This window comes from Pseudoalteromonas sp. AWM4_233, from assembly GCF_056158285.1.
In genome coordinates this window covers 3,419,914-3,440,317 of record NZ_JBSWSZ010000001.1, presented here as the reverse complement: position 1 = coordinate 3,440,317, position 20,404 = coordinate 3,419,914, and the positions used below count along the sequence as shown (strand labels likewise).

Genomic DNA, 20,404 nt, shown 5'->3' with positions numbered 1-20,404 from the left:
GGCTTAAATTTGGGCATAAATTTCTGCAACTAGATTAGATAAACATAGGTTTAGTTGTTTTTTTGAGTCAATGCATAACTCTTTCTGAACTACGTCTTTTTTATTACCTTGTAATATTAGCTTAATTAGTAGTCGATGGGAAATAGCCGAAAGGTTGTATAGTATTTGTGGATTCTGTGACACTATTTTCCAAATCAAGGCTAAGCCTTGTTCGATATGCGCAGGTTGGTCGAGTAATATTTTTAACTGCTGTTTATACTCAGCCGAGATGAGTGAGTTGCCAGATGTTGGTTTCATTAACTGACTGACAAGTGTGTCATCTAGCATTTGATACTGCGTCAGCAATTGATAAGTAAATTGCTGAGAAAAGCGTACTCGCAACTGATGCTGTTCTTCAGATAGATTTTTATTATTCTTTAATACAATTGCAGAATACTCACCGCTAGCTTTGTCTTGTTTAAAGCCTAACTTTACAATTTGATACTCGTTCTCTTGCCAGAACTTTAATAACTGTGCAGTGCAGCCAAAACTACTGCCAAAGTAATCGACCTCATCTTGTAGTTGCTGCTCAGTGTAATTCAATAACTGCTGACCCAGCTTTTGGCATTGAAAATCTGGTGCGATAGCGATTCTGACAACTCTGGCGGCTTTATGACTTAAAAATGTATCTTGTTGTAGCAAGTGGTAAAGTTGTTGCGGTAGCAAGTGTCCTTTGGGTCGCCTGCTTTGTTGCGCAATCATTGCGATACTATCAGCATTTAAACCGCCTTCAATGCTGACCAGACAAATGCCAAGCAAATAATTCTGCTGTTTGATTGCAAAAAGTTTGTTAGCAGGCTGGTCGAGCAATTGCCTTAAGTCATTAACACTGGTTTGGTAATGAGCGAGCACTAATAATGAAAATGCTTGTCTGAGTAGATGTTCATCGTGAAGTAAATCTTCAGGTGTAAGATGAGTAAACTCGAACTGTTCAAGTTGCTTTGGTGCTTTAAACTCCACATCGAGTGCGAATAGTTTGTTTATGCTGCTTTCTAACGGATCACACTGCTCATACCTGATCGGTGCACTGAGGGTTAATTGCTGATAGGTCGGGTATTGTTTTGCTAAAAAACGTTTGAATCTTAGCGTATAACCTCGACCATTACCTTCATAGCCCACTAAAGTCGACGCAAATACACAGCGCTTAAACTTATCCGCTATTTTGATGAGGGTAGGCACGGGTAAAGCTGCGGCTTCGTCAATAAGAATGATGTCATCGCTGATATCCTCTTGAAGTAACTTATCTGGTGGACAAAAGCTTAAGTTAGCGAGTGTTTTCTCATTTCCTGAATATTCAATTCCGAGGGCTTTGGCCAAATGCATAAAGCTACTTTTTACTGCTTGATATTGTCGAGCACATACCACAAATGATTGCTCAGGCATTTTGCTCGCTAATAAACCTAAAGCCGATGATTTACCACGGCCTCTATCGGCTGTAAGCAAAGTATGTTGCCGAGATTTGGTGAGTAATGTAGTGAGCGTTTCAATCACTTTATCTTGCTCACCTAATCTATGGTTCAGCTCTGAAGCAGGTTTTAAATCTGGTAAAGACAGTCTTGCATGGTTCGTTTCAGAAATAATAGAGATAGGTAGCTGAGAAAATAAGCGCTGCCAACGCGCTAAAAATGGACTTGTTGTTAGCGATTGCTGATGATTTTGCCAAGTTGTGATCCCTTGGTCACACCAAAAACTTAATTGTCCAAGTTCAGGTAAGACGAGCGCAAGTATTCCGCCTGCCTTTACTGTGCCACTCAGTGCCGCGAGTTTATTAGGGATAATCCCTGAGTATCCATCGTATATTGCGACCTCGAACTCTTGACCGAGAATTTGATGAAGATGCTCAGGCCATTGCGCTTGATTAAAAGCAGGTTCTTTTGACAGTGTTAAAAAAGAAGTTGTTTTGTTTGTGAGTTTATTTAACTCAGTGGCAGCCCACATTTGTGAGCCGCAAAACAACACTAACTGACGGTGCTGATTAAAAGTAAGGCGCTCAAATAGCGCCTCTAAATTATATTTTTTCGAGTCTTGCATAAGCGGTGACAAGCCATTTAGTACCCACATCGTCAAAGTTGACTTGAATACGCGATTGCGCGCCATTCCCTTCGTAGTTTAATACGGTGCCAGCACCAAACTTAGCATGTAAAACTCGTTGACCAAGGTTGTAACCGCTATCCTCAAAGGTTGCCAAAGTAATGGTGTTACTGAAGCGGCCTGTACTTGCTGGGCGCGAAACTTGCGTTTTAATGCGAATTTCTTCTACACAGTCTTCAGGGATTTCACGTAAGAAGCGCGAAGGACTATGATGTTTTTCTTGTCCATACAAACGACGGCTTTCTGCATGGCTAATATAAAGTTTATCCATTGCGCGGGTCATACCGACATAACATAAGCGGCGCTCTTCTTCTAAGCGGCCCGACTCTTCATGGCTTTGTTGTGAAGGGAACATACCTTCTTCTACACCAACCATAAATACAAGTGGGAATTCTAGACCTTTTGCCGAGTGTAAAGTCATCATTTGCACAGCATCTTCATGTTCATCAGCTTGGCCTTCACCCGCTTCGAGTGACGTGTAGGCTAAGAAGCCTTGTAGTGGCGAACTAAAGTCTTCATCAATAGGCGGTTCATATTGACCACAGGCACTGATTAATTCTTCTAAGTTTTCTACTCGAGCGCGACCTTTTTCGCCTTTTTCGGCTTGGTACATTGCCATTAGACCAGATACTTCAATGGTTTGTTTAGCCTGTTCGCTCAATTCTAGCTCATCGATTTTATCGCTGAGATGCTCGATAAGTTCAACAAACTTAGTGACGGCAGTTGCTGCTCTACCTGCTAAATGCTTTTGCTCTAGAATTGCTTTTGCGGCGTACCATAATGGCATTGATTCATTGCGTGCACAGTCACGGATATGGCTCAAAGTTTTGTCACCAATACCACGCGCTGGGGTGTTGATTACACGTTCAAATGCGGCATCATCCTGACGGTTGCAGATCAGGCGTAGGTAACATAAAGCATCTTTGATCTCTTGGCGTTCGAAGAAGCGCATACCGCCATAAATGCGATACTTTAAGCCTTCTTGTAACATGGCCTCTTCAAGAATACGTGACTGGGCGTTGTTACGATAAAGAATGGCGCAATCTTGTAAAGCATTACCCCCATTCAGCCAAGTTTTGATTTTACCTACCACAAAACGGGCTTCATCTAACTCATTAAAGGCAGCATAAATCGAAATAGGCTCGCCTTGGTTGCCATCGGTCCAAAGGCTTTTTCCCATTCGCTCGGCGTTGTTTTCAATCAGCGCGTTTGATGCTTTTAGAATAGTTGCCGTAGAACGATAGTTTTGTTCAAGGCGAATAGTCTCGGCATCAAAGTCATCTAAAAAGCGTTTGATATTTTCAATTTTAGCGCCACGCCAGCCGTAAATACTTTGGTCATCATCGCCTACGATCATGATATTGCTGTCACCGCCCGCCAGTAGTTTTAACCAACGATATTGAATGTTGTTGGTATCTTGGAATTCGTCTACCAACATATGACGGAAACGCTGCTGATAATGGCGCAGCAAGGTCGGCTGCTGTTGTAGCAACTCAAAGCAGCGTAATAAGATTTCAGCAAAGTCGACTAAACCCGCTCTGTCACAGGCTTCTTGATAAGCCGTATAAACGCGCAACATGAGTTGCTCGTTCACATCATAAGCTTGAATATCTTTTGGACGTTGACCTTCATCCTTACGGGCGCTGATATACCAGGCTATCTGCTTTGGCGGCCATTTCTTTTCATCAATATTCATGGCTTTCAACAGACGACGGATCATACGTACTTGGTCGTCAGTGTCTAAGATTTGAAATGCTTCTGGTAGGTTAGCTTCACGGTGATGAGCGCGAAGGATCCGGTGAGATAAACCATGGAAAGTGCCGATCCACATACCACCGACAGGTGATTTGAGCGTTTCTTCAACACGGGTACGCATTTCTTTGGCAGCTTTATTGGTAAAGGTCACAGCAAAAATACTATAAGGAGAAGCGTGCTCTACCTGCATTAACCATGCAATACGATGAACAAGTACTCGCGTTTTACCTGAGCCTGCGCCAGCCAGCACCAGCATGTTCTGCAAAGGAGCAGCTACAGCTTCGCGTTGTTTATCGTTTAAGCCGTCAATTAAATCAGAAACGTCCATTAGGTTACCTTGCCAAATCAGAATGCAGCAAAGTATACCTAGGCTAGCGTCTATTTCCCAGCAAGACACACATTTTTACTATGCGTAAAAACTTAACTTTTTGAAATATATGAAGAATGAAAATAAATTAAACTGTATAAATAACCAGTTTACTGGCCGATATATTCTTTTAAGCGATTTTGAACTTCTTCAACTAATAAGTCAGGTTGGAATTTAGATAGAAACGCATTACAGCCCACTTTTTCAACCATAGCTTGGTTAAAACTGCCACTCAAAGACGTATTCAAAATTACATAAAGATCTTTAAGGCGAGGATCATTCCTAATTTCATAGGTTAAGCGGTATCCGTCCATCACTGGCATTTCGGCATCGGTGATCACCGCAAGTATTTCTTGATTAATGTCTTTGCCTTCATCAGCCCACTTTTTCAAAATGTCCAAAGCGGCTTTGCCATCGGTAGCAGGAATAATTTCAATTCCTAACTGCGCTAGTGTGTCTGATACTTGCCGACGTGCAGTTGGTGAATCATCCGCATGAAGAATTTTCTTACCTTGAAATTCAGGCAGGATTGATTCATCTAGTATATCGTCTGATATCTGTATGTCGTAGCTAATAATCTCTGCCAGCACTTTCTCTACGTCGATAATTTCAACGAGGTGTTCTTGGCCGTCACGCTTTAGTTTTGTAAAGGCAGTAAGATAATGGTTTTTACCCACAGAACTTGGTGGGGGCATAATATCCGACCAAGTGGTATTGACGATTTGGTCAACTTTGCCGACTAGAAAAGCTTGAACAGTACGGTTGTATTCAGTGATAACGAGATTGCAGTCTTCATCACGCTGACATTCTGGCAAATTGATTGCTCTGCGAAGGTCGATCACTGGGATGGACTCTCCACGAATGCTAGTTACACCACATACTTTCGGATGCGCGTTTGGCATGATATTTAGGTGTGGTAGCTTTACAACTTCTTTTACTTTGAAGACATTTAAAGCAAACAGATGGCGGCTATGTAAATGAAATAACAACAACTCAAGTCGGTTTTCACCCACCAGTTGAGTTCTTTGATCTACAGAAGCTAAAACACCAGCCATGTCGTTATCCTTTAGAAGAAGATAAATTCAGTATACCTAACACGAGGTAGAAATCTAATAAACCTAAAATGAGGTCATTTATAAGTCTATCCTAGATTTATTTAAAGTGGTATTTGCAAGCAAATAGATATCGCGTATTGTGAACAAAAATCATTAAATTCAATTATTTTAGTTATGCCTCTGTATTTTAAAAAACTAGCCATGCTCTTAAGAGCACATATAGACAAAGCTAGTTGGCAGCTGTTAATGGCAGTAACAGTGTTGCATATAGCTGCGACTTGGTTACTTCTTCTTGCTGCAAACGAAACCGAGCTTTTAGGGCTCAACACCTATTTTTATTATTATGTTGTTACCACTTCAACGGTAGGATATGGCGATATGAGTGCCGTAACCCCTATGGGTCGGTGGGTCGTGGCACTATTTCAAATTCCATTTGGCTTAGCGTTATTTGGTGTTTTGCTTGGCAAAGTCGGGCAGTTAGTTACATTTTGGGTAAAAAGAGCAATGACGGGAAACAAAAACTTAGCACACTTAACTGATCACATCGTTATCTTTGGCTGGCATGAGCAGAGAACAAAAAAGATTGTTGATTACATACTTGCCGACAATAAAAGAAAAGACCGACAAATCATTCTTGCTGTTAATGATCTCGAAGAGCACCCTCTAGCTAACTATTCTGAAGTTGAATTTGCCCATCTGACGAGTTTTACAGATGAAAAAGAATTGGAGCGTATTGCGATTTCTCAAGCTGATAAAATTATTATAGATGGCAAAGATGACGATCAGACCTTCACTACTGCATTAATGATAAGCCCGTTAATAAAAGAAGCTGCACATATTAGTGCGCATTTCATTGATGAGAGTAAAGTCAGTCTGCTTCGCACTCATTGCAAGAATGTTGAGTGTTCTAGTACAAAGTCAGCTGAGATCTTAGTGCGCGCGATGCAAGATCCTGGTTCGAGTCGAGTGCAAGAGGAATTACTTTCAACTTTGCATGGCGATACTCAGTTTAGTGTACAGTTACCTGAGAATATTGCAGCACTTCCTTTCTCTTCTTTCTTTCACTACTTCAAGGAAAAGCACGATGCAATCATTTTAGGAGTTGCTCACGATCTGAATGCATTTAATATGGACTTAAATCCACCCCTGCATTATCAAATCAAAGGCGGTGATATTCTTCACTATATTTCACCTGAGCGTATTTTACCGTCAGAAGTAAAGTGGTCAGAAATCAAATAGTATTTTTGAAGTCGTAAAAATTGTAATCGTTTTGCGGTAGATAATAGCGAGCAACTGTCATTGCTCGCTATGGTGGTAATGTTTTAATAATAAAAACTCTTCCTCTGTAACTGGCATGATAGACAATCGGCCAGCTTTTTTGAGGGGTAAGTCGATAATTCTAGGGTCTGCCTTAATCTGTTTCAGAGAGATAGGCCTTAACTTTTCTCTAAACTGAACAGTGACACCAAACCATTTTGGGGAATCTGGCTTAGACTTTTCATCAAAGTAATCACTACTTGGATCGAATTGGTGGGGATCTGGGTGTGCTTCTTCTGTTACTTCTGCGATCCCGACAATTGCAGGCACTTTACAGCTGGAGTGATAAATAAAGATCTGATCACCTAGTTTGACATCATCTCTTAGAAAGTTTCGTGCCTGATAGTTTCTTACACCTTCCCAAAAAGTGCTTTGCTCTTGTGCACTCTTTAAATCATCAATAGAAAATGCATCAGGTTCCGTTTTGAATAACCAATAAGCCATAAAAATCTTCAGATAGTGTTTTTTAATATTGTTGATGAAATGACAAAGCTGAGCAAGGTAAATACACAATAAACAGATACGTGTAGTATGATTAAAGCGTTATGTTGTTTGAGGGTAATGAGTTATGAGTCAGGTATTAGAGAATTTACTGTCACTTCTTTCATTAGAAGAAATTGAACAAGGGATCTATCGAGGGCAAAGCCAAGATTTAGGTTTTCCACAAGTCTTCGGTGGTCAGGTAATGGGGCAAGCCCTATCAGCAGCCAAATATACGTTGCCAGCAGATCGTTATGTTAATTCTTTACACTCATACTTTTTACGTCCGGGCGATGCCAGCAAGCCAATTGTTTATGATGTTGAAACTATCAGAGATGGGAGAAGTTTCAGTACACGTCGTGTTTGCGCAATCCAATATGGTAAACCCATCTTTTATATGACAGCTTCCTTTCAGGGGGATGAAGAGGGATTATCTCATCAAACAGAGATGCCTGATGTGCCAGCACCAGAAACGCTTAAGTCTTCACTTGAGTTTTACCAAGAGCACGCAGATCTAATTCCAGAGCAACTGAGAAATAAATTTACCTGCGAAATGCCTATCGAAATGCGTCCGGTAAACTTTCAAAATCCATTTAAGCCAAAAAGCACTGAAGCAAAAAGACATGTTTGGTTTAGAGCAAATGGCACAATGCCTGATGACAGACGCATACATAACTACTTATTAGCATATGCATCAGACTTTGAGTTTTTGCCAACGGCACTACAGCCGCACGGGCATTCTTTCTTGCAACCTAATATGCAAGTTGCAACGATAGATCACGCTATGTGGTTCCATCGTCCATTTAGAATGGATGAATGGTTGCTATATAGTGTCGATAGTCCAAGTGCGAGTGGTGGCCGTGGTCTAGTAAGGGGGCAATTCTTTAATAGACAAGGTGAATTAGTTGCTTCAACCATACAAGAAGGCGTGATGAGACTAAGATCTAACTAGATCTTAGGCTTTAAATGCAAATAACCTGTATTAAATGTTAGCAAAAAGCGACTAAAAACAGAGTTTTGATTTCTTTTTGAGCGGTTGAACACATTTCTTAAAATTAATTGCAAAAAGGGGTTGATCAAAAAAATGATCTCCCTATAATGCGACCACACTGACACGGGGCGAGACGCTGAAAAGCAAATCAAAACGATGTCGAGTCAAATAAAATTTAGCTTTAAACTTTCTCTTAAAAAAAAGATTAAAATTAAGTGTTGACATAAAAAGTGAAGTCGTTATTATGGCGCTCCACTTCGCAGCAAGGCTGCGGTAACTCATCGAGTTACACCCGGGTAACCGGAATGTTCTTTAAAAATATGAAGCAATCATCTGTGTGGGCACTCGTACAGATTGAGTTCTAACAGCTCTTGATTCAGGAGCAAAAAAATTTAGAGTCTCAATTTCTTATGAGTGACTATATAGTCAATTTATACAGAATTCATTGAGCACGAATCTTCGGATTCAAAAAACTTTTAATTGAAGAGTTTGATCATGGCTCAGATTGAACGCTGGCGGCAGGCCTAACACATGCAAGTCGAGCGGTAACATTTCTAGCTTGCTAGAAGATGACGAGCGGCGGACGGGTGAGTAATGCTTGGGAATATGCCTTAGGGTGGGGGACAACAGTTGGAAACGACTGCTAATACCGCATAACGTCTACGGACCAAAGGGGGCTTCGGCTCTCGCCCTTAGATTAGCCCAAGTGGGATTAGCTAGTTGGTGAGGTAATGGCTCACCAAGGCGACGATCCCTAGCTGGTTTGAGAGGATGATCAGCCACACTGGAACTGAGACACGGTCCAGACTCCTACGGGAGGCAGCAGTGGGGAATATTGCACAATGGGCGCAAGCCTGATGCAGCCATGCCGCGTGTGTGAAGAAGGCCTTAGGGTTGTAAAGCACTTTCAGTAAGGAGGAAAGGTTAGTAGTTAATACCTGCTAGCTGTGACGTTACTTACAGAAGAAGCACCGGCTAACTCCGTGCCAGCAGCCGCGGTAATACGGAGGGTGCGAGCGTTAATCGGAATTACTGGGCGTAAAGCGTACGCAGGCGGTTTGTTAAGCGAGATGTGAAAGCCCCGGGCTCAACCTGGGAACTGCATTTCGAACTGGCAAACTAGAGTATGATAGAGGGTGGTAGAATTTCAGGTGTAGCGGTGAAATGCGTAGAGATCTGAAGGAATACCGATGGCGAAGGCAGCCACCTGGGTCAATACTGACGCTCATGTACGAAAGCGTGGGGAGCAAACGGGATTAGATACCCCGGTAGTCCACGCCGTAAACGATGTCTACTAGGAGCTGGGGTCTTCGGACAACTTTTCCAAAGCTAACGCATTAAGTAGACCGCCTGGGGAGTACGGCCGCAAGGTTAAAACTCAAATGAATTGACGGGGGCCCGCACAAGCGGTGGAGCATGTGGTTTAATTCGATGCAACGCGAAGAACCTTACCTACACTTGACATACAGAGAACTTACCAGAGATGGTTTGGTGCCTTCGGGAACTCTGATACAGGTGCTGCATGGCTGTCGTCAGCTCGTGTTGTGAGATGTTGGGTTAAGTCCCGCAACGAGCGCAACCCCTATCCTTAGTTGCCAGCGATTCGGTCGGGAACTCTAAGGAGACTGCCGGTGATAAACCGGAGGAAGGTGGGGACGACGTCAAGTCATCATGGCCCTTACGTGTAGGGCTACACACGTGCTACAATGGCGCATACAGAGTGCTGCAAGCTCGCGAGAGTTAGCGAATCACTTAAAGTGCGTCGTAGTCCGGATTGGAGTCTGCAACTCGACTCCATGAAGTCGGAATCGCTAGTAATCGCGGATCAGAATGCCGCGGTGAATACGTTCCCGGGCCTTGTACACACCGCCCGTCACACCATGGGAGTGGGTTGCTCCAGAAGTAGGTAGCTTAACCTTAGGGAGGGCGCTTACCACGGAGTGATTCATGACTGGGGTGAAGTCGTAACAAGGTAGCCCTAGGGGAACCTGGGGCTGGATCACCTCCTTAACGATTTAGAACAGATTTGTTCGTAGTGTCCACACAGATGATTGTTGAATAGAATTAGAGAACAAAACATTGTTTGGGTCTGTAGCTCAGCTGGTTAGAGCGCACGCCTGATAAGCGTGAGGTCGGTAGTTCAAGTCTACTCAGACCCACCACTTTGCTTAAAGTCGGTCATAAACAATGTATTCCTAGTAATGTGGGGCTATAGCTCAGCTGGGAGAGCGCCTGCCTTGCACGCAGGAGGTCAGCAGTTCGATCCTGCTTAGCTCCACCACTTTACTACTTACTCCTCATAGATAAACACTTTGACTTCAGAGTCTTTAACTCTGAGAAGTAATTCTCTTGCTCTTTAAAAATTTGGAAAAGCTGATAATTAATTCTTTTAGAAGAAATTCTAAAAAGAGTTTTCAAAAGTAAAACAATGCCGATAAACATTCATTTGTTTATTAGCGTCTACTTTAGTATTCAATATTAACTTCTGGCGAAGTTAAAACTGTCTTTGACGATACAAACCATTTTGGGTTGTATGGTTAAGTGACTAAGCGTACACGGTGGATGCCTTGGCAGTTGGAGGCGATGAAGGACGTACTAACTTGCGATAAGCCTAGTCAAGCCAGTAAGAGGCGCTTGAGACTAGGATTTCCGAATGGGGAAACCCACCTGTTTACAGGTATCGTTAACTGAATACATAGGTTAACGAGGCGAACGCGGAGAACTGAAACATCTAAGTACCCGTAGGAAAAGAAATCAACCGAGATTCCGAAAGTAGCGGCGAGCGAAATCGGACTAGCCCTTAAGCTTTAGTGTAGTTAGTGGAACATTCTGGAAAGTTTGACGATACAGGGTGACAGTCCCGTACACAAAAACTTATCTAAAGTGAAATCGAGTAGGTCGGAGCACGTGAAACTTTGACTGAATATAGGTGGACCATCATCTAAGGCTAAATACTCCCAACTGACCGATAGTGAACCAGTACCGTGAGGGAAAGGCGAAAAGAACCCCTGTGAGGGGAGTGAAATAGAACCTGAAACCGTGTACGTACAAGCAGTAGGAGCCCTTCGAGGGTGACTGCGTACCTTTTGTATAATGGGTCAGCGACTTATATTTTGTAGCGAGGTTAACCGTTTAGGGTAGCCGTAGCGAAAGCGAGTCTTAACTGGGCGTTGAGTTGCAAGGTATAGACCCGAAACCCGGTGATCTAGCCATGGGCAGGTTGAAGGTTGAGTAACATCAACTGGAGGACCGAACCCACTAACGTTGAAAAGTTAGGGGATGACCTGTGGCTTGGAGTGAAAGGCTAATCAAACCGGGAGATAGCTGGTTCTCCCCGAAATCTATTTAGGTAGAGCCTCGGACGAATACTTACGGGGGTAGAGCACTGTTAAGGCTAGGGGGTCATCCCGACTTACCAACCCTTTGCAAACTCCGAATACCGTAAAGTAATATCCGGGAGACACACGGTGGGTGCTAACGTCCATCGTGGAGAGGGAAACAACCCAGACCGTCAGCTAAGGTCCCAAAGTGTATGTTAAGTGGGAAACGATGTGGGAAGGCTAAAACAGCTAGGAGGTTGGCTTAGAAGCAGCCATCCTTTAAAGAAAGCGTAATAGCTCACTAGTCGAGTCGGCCTGCGCGGAAGATGTAACGGGGCTAAACATACCACCGAAGCTACGGCTGCATACATTAGTATGCGGGGTAGGGGAGCGTTCTGTAAGTGGCTGAAGGTGTGCCGGGAGGCATGCTGGACATATCAGAAGTGCGAATGCTGACATGAGTAACGATAATGCGGGTGAAAAACCCGCACGCCGGAAGACCAAGGGTTCCTATCCCATGTTAATCAGGGTAGGGTAAGTCGACCCCTAAGGCGAGGCTGAAGAGCGTAGTCGATGGGAAACGGGTTAATATTCCCGTACTTGGAATAATTGCGATGGGGGGACGGAGCAGGCTAATCAAGCATGGCGTTGGTTGTCCATGTGAAAGGCTGTAGGCTGGTGACTTAGGAAAATCCGGGTCGCTAAGGCTGAGAGTCGAGACGAGCTACTACGGTAGTGAAGTTGATGATGCCCTACTTCCAGGAAAAGCCTCTAAGCTTCAGATTATTTCGAATCGTACCCCAAACCGACACAGGTGGTCAGGTAGAGAATACTAAGGCGCTTGAGAGAACTCGGGTGAAGGAACTAGGCAAAATTGTACCGTAACTTCGGGAGAAGGTACGCTCCTATCTGTGATGAGATTTACTCTCTAAGCGGACGGGAGCCGCAGTGACCAGGTGGCTGGGACTGTTTATTAAAAACACAGCACTGTGCAAAATCGTAAGATGACGTATACGGTGTGACACCTGCCCGGTGCCGGAAGGTTAATTGATGGGGTTAGCTTAGGCGAAGCTCTTGATCGAAGCCCCGGTAAACGGCGGCCGTAACTATAACGGTCCTAAGGTAGCGAAATTCCTTGTCGGGTAAGTTCCGACCTGCACGAATGGTGTAACCATGGCCACGCTGTCTCCACCCGAGACTCAGTGAAATTGAAATCGCAGTGAAGATGCTGTGTACCCGCGGCTAGACGGAAAGACCCCGTGAACCTTTACTACAGCTTGGCACTGAACATTGAGCCTACATGTGTAGGATAGGTGGGAGGCTTTGAAGTGGCGTCGCCAGATGTCATGGAGCCATCCTTGAAATACCACCCTTGTATGTTTGATGTTCTAACATAGGCCCCTAATCGGGGTTGTGGACAGTGCCTGGTGGGTAGTTTGACTGGGGCGGTCTCCTCCCAAAGAGTAACGGAGGAGCACGAAGGTTGGCTAAGTACGGTCGGACATCGTACGGTTAGTGTAATGGTAGAAGCCAGCTTAACTGCGAGACAGACACGTCGAGCAGGTACGAAAGTAGGTCATAGTGATCCGGTGGTTCTGAATGGAAGGGCCATCGCTCAACGGATAAAAGGTACTCCGGGGATAACAGGCTGATACCGCCCAAGAGTTCATATCGACGGCGGTGTTTGGCACCTCGATGTCGGCTCATCACATCCTGGGGCTGAAGTCGGTCCCAAGGGTATGGCTGTTCGCCATTTAAAGTGGTACGCGAGCTGGGTTTAGAACGTCGTGAGACAGTTCGGTCCCTATCTGCCGTGGGCGTTTGAGAATTGAGAGGGGCTGCTCCTAGTACGAGAGGACCGGAGTGGACGAACCGCTGGTGTTCGGGTTGTGATGCCAATTGCATTGCCCGGTAGCTACGTTCGGAATCGATAACCGCTGAAAGCATCTAAGCGGGAAGCGAGCCTCGAGATGAGTTCTCACTTTAACTTTAAGTTAACTGAAGGGCCGTTGGAGACTACAACGTTGATAGGCTGGGTGTGGAAGTGTAGTGATACATTAAGCTAACCAGTACTAATTACCCGTGAGGCTTAACCATACAACGCCAAAGTGGTTTTAGCTCAGAAGCTAATATGAACTAGAGTAGAAGTTTTAGAAATTATCAGATTTTTTCCAGATTTTAAGTTAATTGCGAAAGCGATTAGCGCACCGAATTTCCTGGTGACTATAGCGTTTTGGAACCACCTGACCCCATGCCGAACTCAGAAGTGAAACGAAACAGCGTCGATGATAGTGTGGGCTTCCCATGTGAAAGTAGAACATCGCCAGGGCCTAATTAAAGAAACCCGTTGCAGCAATGCAGCGGGTTTTTTGCGTTTATGGTGCTAAATCGTCCTGCACGGTGATGAGGCAATGCTCGGTGATAAAAAGACGAATTAGCGTAAGGTGAAATGAGCAGCCTTCACAGTAGCCACTCTGTTGATTCTGACACATTTTTCAAACGTCTAAATAACTAAACCCTAAACTTCAGTTAAACTAATTCAGTTCACCTTGCGCGAAAAGAATGTAAGCGCTGCGCGCTTGTCATAAACCTTTCGCACTATACTTGCGCAAAAGAAGCGCACTCACTGCGTTCACAGTCGCTAATTTTGCACTTTATTGCATTAAATCTATCCAAATTTAGTTTGCCATTTTGACACAACTGTATATACTCACAGTATCTTTACCTGTATGGAAAACCAGTTGTATGCGACCACTAACGAAACGACAAGAACAAGTATTTGAACTCATCAAAGTCTTCATCAAAGATACAGGTATGCCTCCTACACGTGTTGAAATTGCTGATGCGCTTGGTTTTAAAAGTGCTAATGCTGCTGAGGAGCATTTAAAAGCTTTAGCTAAGAAAGGGGTGATAGAAATGGTGCCTGGGGCTAGTCGTGGTATTCGATTAGTCGACGATGGCTCGTCTGAAGATACAGGGCTTCCTTTGATTGGTAAAGTTGCTGCAGGAGAGCCTATTTTGGCTCAAGAACATATCGAAAGTCATTATGAGGTTGATCCGAGTTTATTTAAGCCTGCTGCTGATTACTTATTACGTGTAGATGGAATGAGCATGAAAGACATCGGTATTCTTGATGGTGATCTTTTGGCTGTACATAAAGCGCAAGTTGCTCAAAATGGTCAAGTTGTTGTTGCTCGAGTAGACAACGATGTAACAGTTAAAAGGTTAGAACAAAAAGGTAGCAAAGTGCTATTACATGCTGAAAATGAAGAGTTTTCTCCAATCGAGGTTGATCTAGAACACGAACCTTTTGCTATTGAAGGTCTTGCTGTAGGTGTTATAAGAAATTCTAATTGGATGTAACTTCTATATAATTCTAACAATAGGTTAGCTGCTCTCTTTTTCTGTTTCTTTAGTCAGCTAACCATATCTCTTCTTACTTTCCATTTTAATATATCAAATTCTTCTATTTTACTTTCTTGCTAATTGCTTATTTATTGACTAATTGTTAATAGGTCATGTATTGCCTTCGACTTTAGTCGGATCCTATGACGGTCATCCAATAATTCTAACTGCGAACTTCATGCTGAAGTCGATAAATGGGGGCGTCGTATGAGAATAAGTAAATTTGCTTATTTGCTTACTTTTTTGTTGCTTAGTCCACTTTCATTAGCCAATAGTGACTACAACATGAGAAAAGGGGTTACTGATGTAAGTCATAGTGTTTATGAACTACATATGACCATTTTTCTAATCTGTTGTGTAATCGGCTTGATTGTATTTTCAGTGATGTTTTGGGCTTTATTAAAGCACAGAAAATCAAAAGGAGCTGTGGCTGCACAGTTTCATGAAAGTACCAAAGTTGAAATTGTTTGGACTGCTATTCCTTTTCTTATTCTTGTCATCATGGCGATCCCCGCAACTAAGACTTTAATTGCTATGGAGGATACCAGCAAGGCTGACATAACAATCAAGGTCACAGGGTCACAGTGGAAATGGCACTATGAATACCTTGGTCATGACGTTGATTTCTTTTCTGTGTTATCTACGCCTTTATCTCAGGTTAATAATGAGGAAGAAAAAACAGAGACCTATCTATTGGATGTAGATAAACCGCTGGTAATACCTACAAACAAAAAAGTGAGATTTCTAATGACGTCAGATGACGTTATTCATTCATGGTGGGTACCTGATTTTGCAGTTAAGAAAGATGCCAACCCAGGGTTTATCAATGAAGCTTGGACCAAAGTAAATGAAGAAGGTATTTACCGAGGTCAGTGCGCTGAGCTATGTGGTAAAGACCATGGCTTCATGCCTGTAGTTGTTGAAGCTGTCTCACCTGAAAAATTCGAACAATGGTTAACTGAGCAACAGTTAGCCAAAACAGAAGCAGCGAAAGAGGCCGAAGCTGTACTATCACAAACTCTAAGTAAAGAAGACTTAATGACAGAAGGTCAGACAGTTTACATGGGATATTGTGCAGCTTGTCATCAACCTACAGGATTGGGGCTGCCTGGCGTCTTCCCTGGTCTTAAAGATAATGCGGTTGTTAAAGGGGATCTAGATGAGCATATAGATGTGCTGCTAAACGGTCGCCCAGGTACAGCAATGCAGGCATTTGCAAAGCAACTTACAGTAAAACAAATTGCGGCTGTTATCACTTACAAACGTAATAGCTGGGGCAATGATACGGGTGAAGTAATCCAGCCTAGCCAAGTTCAAGCGTTCATCGATAAAGCGTCAGGAGAGTAATCATGAGTACTCAGGTTCAAAGTTCAGAACATGCTCATGAGGAGCATCTTACAGGTATAAAGCGTTGGTTGTTTACGACTAATCATAAAGAAATTGGCTCTCTTTATTTAATCTTTTCGTTAGTGATGTTTTTGATTGGTGGCGCTATGGCCATGGTGATCAGAGCTGAGTTATTTCAGCCTGGACTGCAGCTAGTTGACCCACATTTCTTTAATCAAATGACTACAGTGCATGGTTTGATCATGGTGTTTGGCGCTGTTATGCCTGCCTTTACAGGCCTTGCTAATTGGATGATCCCCATGATGATAGGCGCACCAGATATGGCGCTGCCTAGAATGAATAACTGGAGTTTTTGGATTTTACCTTTTGCATTTGCAATCTTACTTGCTTCACTGTTTATGGAAGGAGGGGGCCCAGCGTTTGGCTGGACTTTCTATGCACCGTTATCCACAACATATAGTAACGACAATACAGCATTGTTTGTGTTTGCAGTTCATATAATGGGCATCAGTTCAATCATGGGAGCAATTAATGTCATTGTAACCATTGTCAATTTACGCGCCCCTGGCATGACATGGATGAAGTTACCTCTCTTTGTATGGACCTGGTTAATAACCGCTTTTTTATTGATTGCCGTAATGCCTGTATTAGCTGGTGCTGTAACTATGGTACTTACCGATAAATATTTTGGTACCAGCTTCTTTGATGCAGCAGGTGGCGGAGATCCTGTTATGTTCCAGCATATTTTTTGGTTCTTTGGTCATCCTGAAGTTTACATCATGATACTGCCTGCATTTGGCATTATATCGACCATAGTGCCTACTTTTTCCCGGAAGAAGCTATTCGGCTACTCTTCCATGGTATACGCAACCTCTTCTATTGCTTTTTTATCTTTTATCGTATGGGCACACCATATGTTTACCACAGGTATGCCGTTAGCTGGAGAGCTCTTCTTTATGTATGCGACCATGCTGATATCTGTACCTACGGGAGTCAAAGTCTTTAATTGGGTTGCAACTATGTGGCGTGGCTCGATTAGTTTTGAGATCCCTATGATGTTTTCCATTGCGTTTATCGTGCTCTTTACGTTGGGGGGCTTCTCGGGGTTGATGCTTGCGATCACTCCAGCAGACTTCCAGTACCATGATACTTATTTTGTTGTGGCGCACTTCCATTACGTACTTGTAACAGGTGCTGTATTTTCCATTATGGCGGCTGTTTATTATTGGTTACCTAAATGGACTGGCAACATGTACTGTATAACCACAGCGAAGTGGCATTTTTGGATGTCATTAATTAGCGTCAACATTTTATTTTTCCCAATGCACTTTGTAGGCCTTGCGGGTATGCCAAGACGCATACCTGATTACGCGCTTCAGTTTGCTGATTTCAATGCCATCATTAGCATTGGTGGTTTTGCCTTTGGCCTTTCTCAGCTCATTTTTGTGTGGTGTGTGTTCAAATGTGCACGGGGTGGTGAATCGGTGCCAGCTAAAGTGTGGGATGGTGCAGAAGGGCTAGAGTGGGAGGTACCTTCCCCAGCACCTTTACATACATTCAGTACTCCTCCTAAGGTGAAGTAGTATGCATGCGGCACTCGTTAAGAAACTCATAATCGCTGTAGTAGGCATGTTTGCTTTTGCTTTTGCACTTGTGCCGCTTTATGACGTTTTTTGTGAAGTAACAGGCTTAAACGGAAAGCCTGATATGGAAGCAGCACAGGCTAGTAATTTAGTGGATGAATCGAGAATGATTGATGTGAGTTTTATTACTCAAACTAAGCAAGGTGTGCCGTTTAGTGTAAAAGCAAAACAGTTTTCTGTCGCTGTAAAACCAGGTGAGATGTCAGAGCTTATTTTTGTCGCTAAAAACCTTAGTGAATACCAGAGAGTGATGCAGGCAGTACCGTCTGTTTCACCAGGAAAAGCAGCCAAATACTTACATAAAGTAGCTTGCTTTTGCTTTGATAGACAGCCGTTCGAACCTAATCAAGAAGTTGAGTTCAAGCTCGTATTTTATGTTGATACAGAGTTACCTCAAGACGTTCAAGAGCTAACCTTATCTTACGCCATTTTTGATATCAGTGACGTCGCGTTAGCGCGTGATGACGCGAAAACCGAACCTTACAAAGGTTAGGAGGAATTATGCAATCTCAAAGTTATTATGTACCCGCCCAAAGTCCTTGGCCAATTATAGGTGCTGTAGCTATGTTCTTCATTGCTGTTGGGGCAGGTCTGACTGTCATGCAATTGGGTAGTGAAGATTTAAGTGGTGTTCTCATATTAGGTTTAGGTGTTTTGATATTACTTTATATGCTTTTTGGCTGGTTTAAGCATGTTATCCAAGAGTCTGATAAAGGCCTGTATTCAGCGCAAATGGATCGTTCATTCAAGCAAGGTATGAGTTGGTTTATTTTTTCTGAGGTGATGTTCTTTTTTGCATTTTTTGGTGCTCTGCTTTACGCAAGAGTGTTTTCTGTACCTTGGCTAGGAGGTGCAAGCAATAACCAAATGACGAATGAAGTACTATGGCCAAACTTTGAAGCGATGTGGCCGCTACTTTCAACACCGGCTGGAGATGTAACACAGAGTATGCCATGGTATGGTCTGCCACTTATTAATACGATTATTCTGCTTACATCTTCTGTAACCTTACATTTCGCGCATAAAGCCATCGAGTCAAATAAACGCAAACCGCTCACTCTTTTCTTACTTATCACGGTAATACTTGGTTTTATCTTTTTAGCACTACAAGCCCAAGAATATGTCCATGCGTATGAAGCGCTCAACTTGACGCTTCAGTCAGGTATCTATGGCAATACCTTTTATCTTTTAACTGGGTTTCATGGTATGCACGTCACCATAGGCGCAATTTTATTAACGATTGTATTAATAAGAGTGGCAAAAGGACATTTTACCGAAGATAAACATTTCGCTTTTCAAGCCGCTGCTTGGTATTGGCATTTTGTCGATGTTGTATGGGTATGTTTATTTGTTTTCGTCTACGTTTTATAGGTGCGAAATGAGGGACTTATATGGCTTTAATCAGAGCGCTGCCATGGCAAGCTATAATCATTTGGCTAGTATGCATCACAGTTGTGACAACGTGCCTAGGTTTGTCTTACTGGCAGTTTTCTAGAGCAAAAGAAAAGCAGCTTCAACTTGATGAATTTAGTCAAGTTGAGTTGACTTCGTTCGAGTTTATCCAAGCATTGCAAAATCGCCCTATTGAAAGATTGCATGGCCAAACCGTTTCTTTAATGGGAAGGCTAGAGCAACAATACATCTGGTTTTTAGATAATAGAATTGTGGATGGACGTGTCGGTGTTGATGTCATTTCCCTTTTTAAAGTTGCGGGTTTAGAAAAGTATCTATTAGTTAACTTAGGGTTTATACCGCTTCAAGGCCGAGGGCAACCTGACACACTCTCTTTTGACGAAATTCAAAACTTAAATTTAGTGATAAAAAGTCGCCACTTAGAGCACTTTACTTTAGCAAAGTCAGCGCTTGAAGCTCACTCTCAGCGGTTGCAGTTTATAGATCATTTGTACTTATCAAACTTAACAGGTAAAGATATCTACCCTGCCATTTTTTATCAATTACCTGACTCAGCAGTGATTGCTGAACCTCACTATCAACCAGTAGTAATGAGTCCTGAAAAACATCATGCCTATGCTTTGCAGTGGTTTTTAATTGCAGTCGCAGCGGCTTTCATCGCATTCAAAGCAACAAGAACAGAGGTGCCGAATGAAGCTTAAACCTATGTGGATGTTTGTTATCTGCTGTATTACGCCATTTATTTTAGCGTATGCGGCAATTCAGACAAACTGGCTGCCAGATAATACAACGAATAAAGGGCGCCTTCTCAGTAACGATATACAAGTACCTAATTGGCAGGTAAATGATAATACGCTTTGGAGTATCGCACTATCAGCGCCGGTTGATTGTGGGTTGGTCTGTATTCAACAAAGTCAACGCTTACAAAATGTGTATCAAGCCCTTGGCAAAAAACAAGACAAAGTAAGCCTAGTGATTTTTGGTGAGGCGAAAAATAATGACATGACTCAGTATCCGGCACTAACTGAGTTGCAAGCTGGATGGCTTTATCTTGTCGATCACCATGGTTTAGTTGTGCTTGCTTATCCATACGAAGAAAGTGAGCAAAAAAGTAGAGTGTTACATAAAGGATTGTTATCGGATCTAAAAAAGTTACTCAATTATGCGCGCAGTAGCTAGGA

General features: G+C 43.0%; 13 protein-coding genes, 2 tRNA genes and 3 rRNA genes. 14 read left to right on the top strand and 4 right to left on the bottom strand.

What is annotated here, in order from left to right:
* Positions 1-3: 3 nt before the first annotated feature.
* The 3 genes from ACXAC4_RS15645 to ACXAC4_RS15635 all read right to left on the bottom strand — a co-directional run bounded on the left by ACXAC4_RS15645 (position 4) and on the right by ACXAC4_RS15635 (position 5,307).
* Complete coding sequence (locus ACXAC4_RS15645) at positions 4-2,070, bottom strand: tRNA(Met) cytidine acetyltransferase TmcA domain-containing protein (protein WP_475163189.1); 2,067 nt, start codon at positions 2,068-2,070, stop codon at positions 4-6.
* The gene (uvrD, locus tag ACXAC4_RS15640; RefSeq protein WP_390449578.1) at positions 2,048-4,213 is read right to left on the bottom strand and encodes a DNA helicase II; all 2,166 of its coding nucleotides are present in this window, start codon (positions 4,211-4,213) and stop codon (positions 2,048-2,050) included. Before uvrD ends, ACXAC4_RS15645 begins: the two co-directional genes overlap by 23 nt.
* A gap of 149 nt (positions 4,214-4,362) precedes the next feature.
* Positions 4,363-5,307 (bottom strand): chemotaxis protein CheV, encoded by a 945-nt coding sequence (locus ACXAC4_RS15635; protein ID WP_475163186.1) that lies wholly within the window; start codon positions 5,305-5,307, stop codon positions 4,363-4,365.
* Between the two features lie 174 nt (positions 5,308-5,481).
* On the opposite strand from ACXAC4_RS15635, the gene ACXAC4_RS15630 reads away from it, so the two are divergent.
* On the top strand, positions 5,482-6,546 hold the full coding sequence (locus ACXAC4_RS15630; protein ID WP_475163184.1) for a potassium channel family protein: 1,065 nt from the start codon (positions 5,482-5,484) through the stop codon (positions 6,544-6,546).
* Between the two features lie 57 nt (positions 6,547-6,603).
* Here ACXAC4_RS15630 and ACXAC4_RS15625 read toward each other — a convergent pair whose 3' ends face one another.
* Positions 6,604-7,068, bottom strand: a complete 465-nt coding sequence (locus tag ACXAC4_RS15625; RefSeq protein ID WP_475163183.1) for an EVE domain-containing protein — start codon at positions 7,066-7,068, stop codon at positions 6,604-6,606.
* A gap of 124 nt (positions 7,069-7,192) precedes the next feature.
* Between ACXAC4_RS15625 and tesB the strand changes: the two genes are divergently transcribed.
* The 13 genes from tesB to ACXAC4_RS15560 all read left to right on the top strand — a co-directional run bounded on the left by tesB (position 7,193) and on the right by ACXAC4_RS15560 (position 20,402).
* A complete protein-coding gene (gene tesB, locus ACXAC4_RS15620; protein WP_475163181.1) occupies positions 7,193-8,056 on the top strand; it encodes an acyl-CoA thioesterase II in 864 nt (287 codons plus the stop codon).
* 516 nt (positions 8,057-8,572) lie between these two features.
* Positions 8,573-10,105 (top strand): 16S ribosomal RNA (locus tag ACXAC4_RS15615).
* Between the two features lie 75 nt (positions 10,106-10,180).
* Positions 10,181-10,257 (top strand) — tRNA-Ile (locus ACXAC4_RS15610).
* A gap of 43 nt (positions 10,258-10,300) precedes the next feature.
* Positions 10,301-10,376: transfer RNA gene (locus ACXAC4_RS15605), tRNA-Ala, on the top strand.
* Positions 10,377-10,630: 254 nt separating this feature from the next.
* Positions 10,631-13,512, top strand: a 23S ribosomal RNA gene (locus tag ACXAC4_RS15600).
* Between the two features lie 118 nt (positions 13,513-13,630).
* A 5S ribosomal RNA gene (gene rrf, locus ACXAC4_RS15595) occupies positions 13,631-13,744 on the top strand.
* Together the 16S, 23S and 5S rRNA genes with 2 tRNA genes alongside form the textbook arrangement of a ribosomal RNA operon.
* A gap of 416 nt (positions 13,745-14,160) precedes the next feature.
* Positions 14,161-14,778: a transcriptional repressor LexA gene (gene lexA / locus ACXAC4_RS15590; RefSeq protein WP_349285142.1), complete on the top strand. Its 618-nt coding sequence runs from the start codon at positions 14,161-14,163 to the stop codon at positions 14,776-14,778.
* A 249-nt stretch (positions 14,779-15,027) separates the two neighbouring features.
* A complete protein-coding gene (coxB, locus tag ACXAC4_RS15585; RefSeq protein WP_475163179.1) occupies positions 15,028-16,167 on the top strand; it encodes a cytochrome c oxidase subunit II in 1,140 nt (379 codons plus the stop codon).
* 2 nt (positions 16,168-16,169) lie between these two features.
* Positions 16,170-17,750: a cytochrome c oxidase subunit I gene (gene ctaD, locus ACXAC4_RS15580; protein ID WP_349285140.1), complete on the top strand. Its 1,581-nt coding sequence runs from the start codon at positions 16,170-16,172 to the stop codon at positions 17,748-17,750.
* A gap of 1 nt (position 17,751) precedes the next feature.
* The gene (locus ACXAC4_RS15575; protein WP_475163176.1) at positions 17,752-18,303 is read left to right on the top strand and encodes a cytochrome c oxidase assembly protein; all 552 of its coding nucleotides are present in this window, start codon (positions 17,752-17,754) and stop codon (positions 18,301-18,303) included.
* An 8-nt stretch (positions 18,304-18,311) separates the two neighbouring features.
* Positions 18,312-19,181: a cytochrome c oxidase subunit 3 gene (locus tag ACXAC4_RS15570; RefSeq protein ID WP_349285138.1), complete on the top strand. Its 870-nt coding sequence runs from the start codon at positions 18,312-18,314 to the stop codon at positions 19,179-19,181.
* 20 nt (positions 19,182-19,201) lie between these two features.
* Positions 19,202-19,924, top strand: a complete 723-nt coding sequence (locus ACXAC4_RS15565; RefSeq protein WP_475163175.1) for an SURF1 family protein — start codon at positions 19,202-19,204, stop codon at positions 19,922-19,924.
* Positions 19,914-20,402 carry a transmembrane cytochrome oxidase associated protein gene (locus ACXAC4_RS15560; RefSeq protein ID WP_475163173.1) on the top strand — a complete coding sequence of 163 codons (489 nt, stop codon included), beginning with the start codon at positions 19,914-19,916 and terminating at the stop codon, positions 20,400-20,402. Before ACXAC4_RS15565 ends, ACXAC4_RS15560 begins: the two co-directional genes overlap by 11 nt.
* The last annotated feature ends 2 nt before the right edge of the window (positions 20,403-20,404 follow it).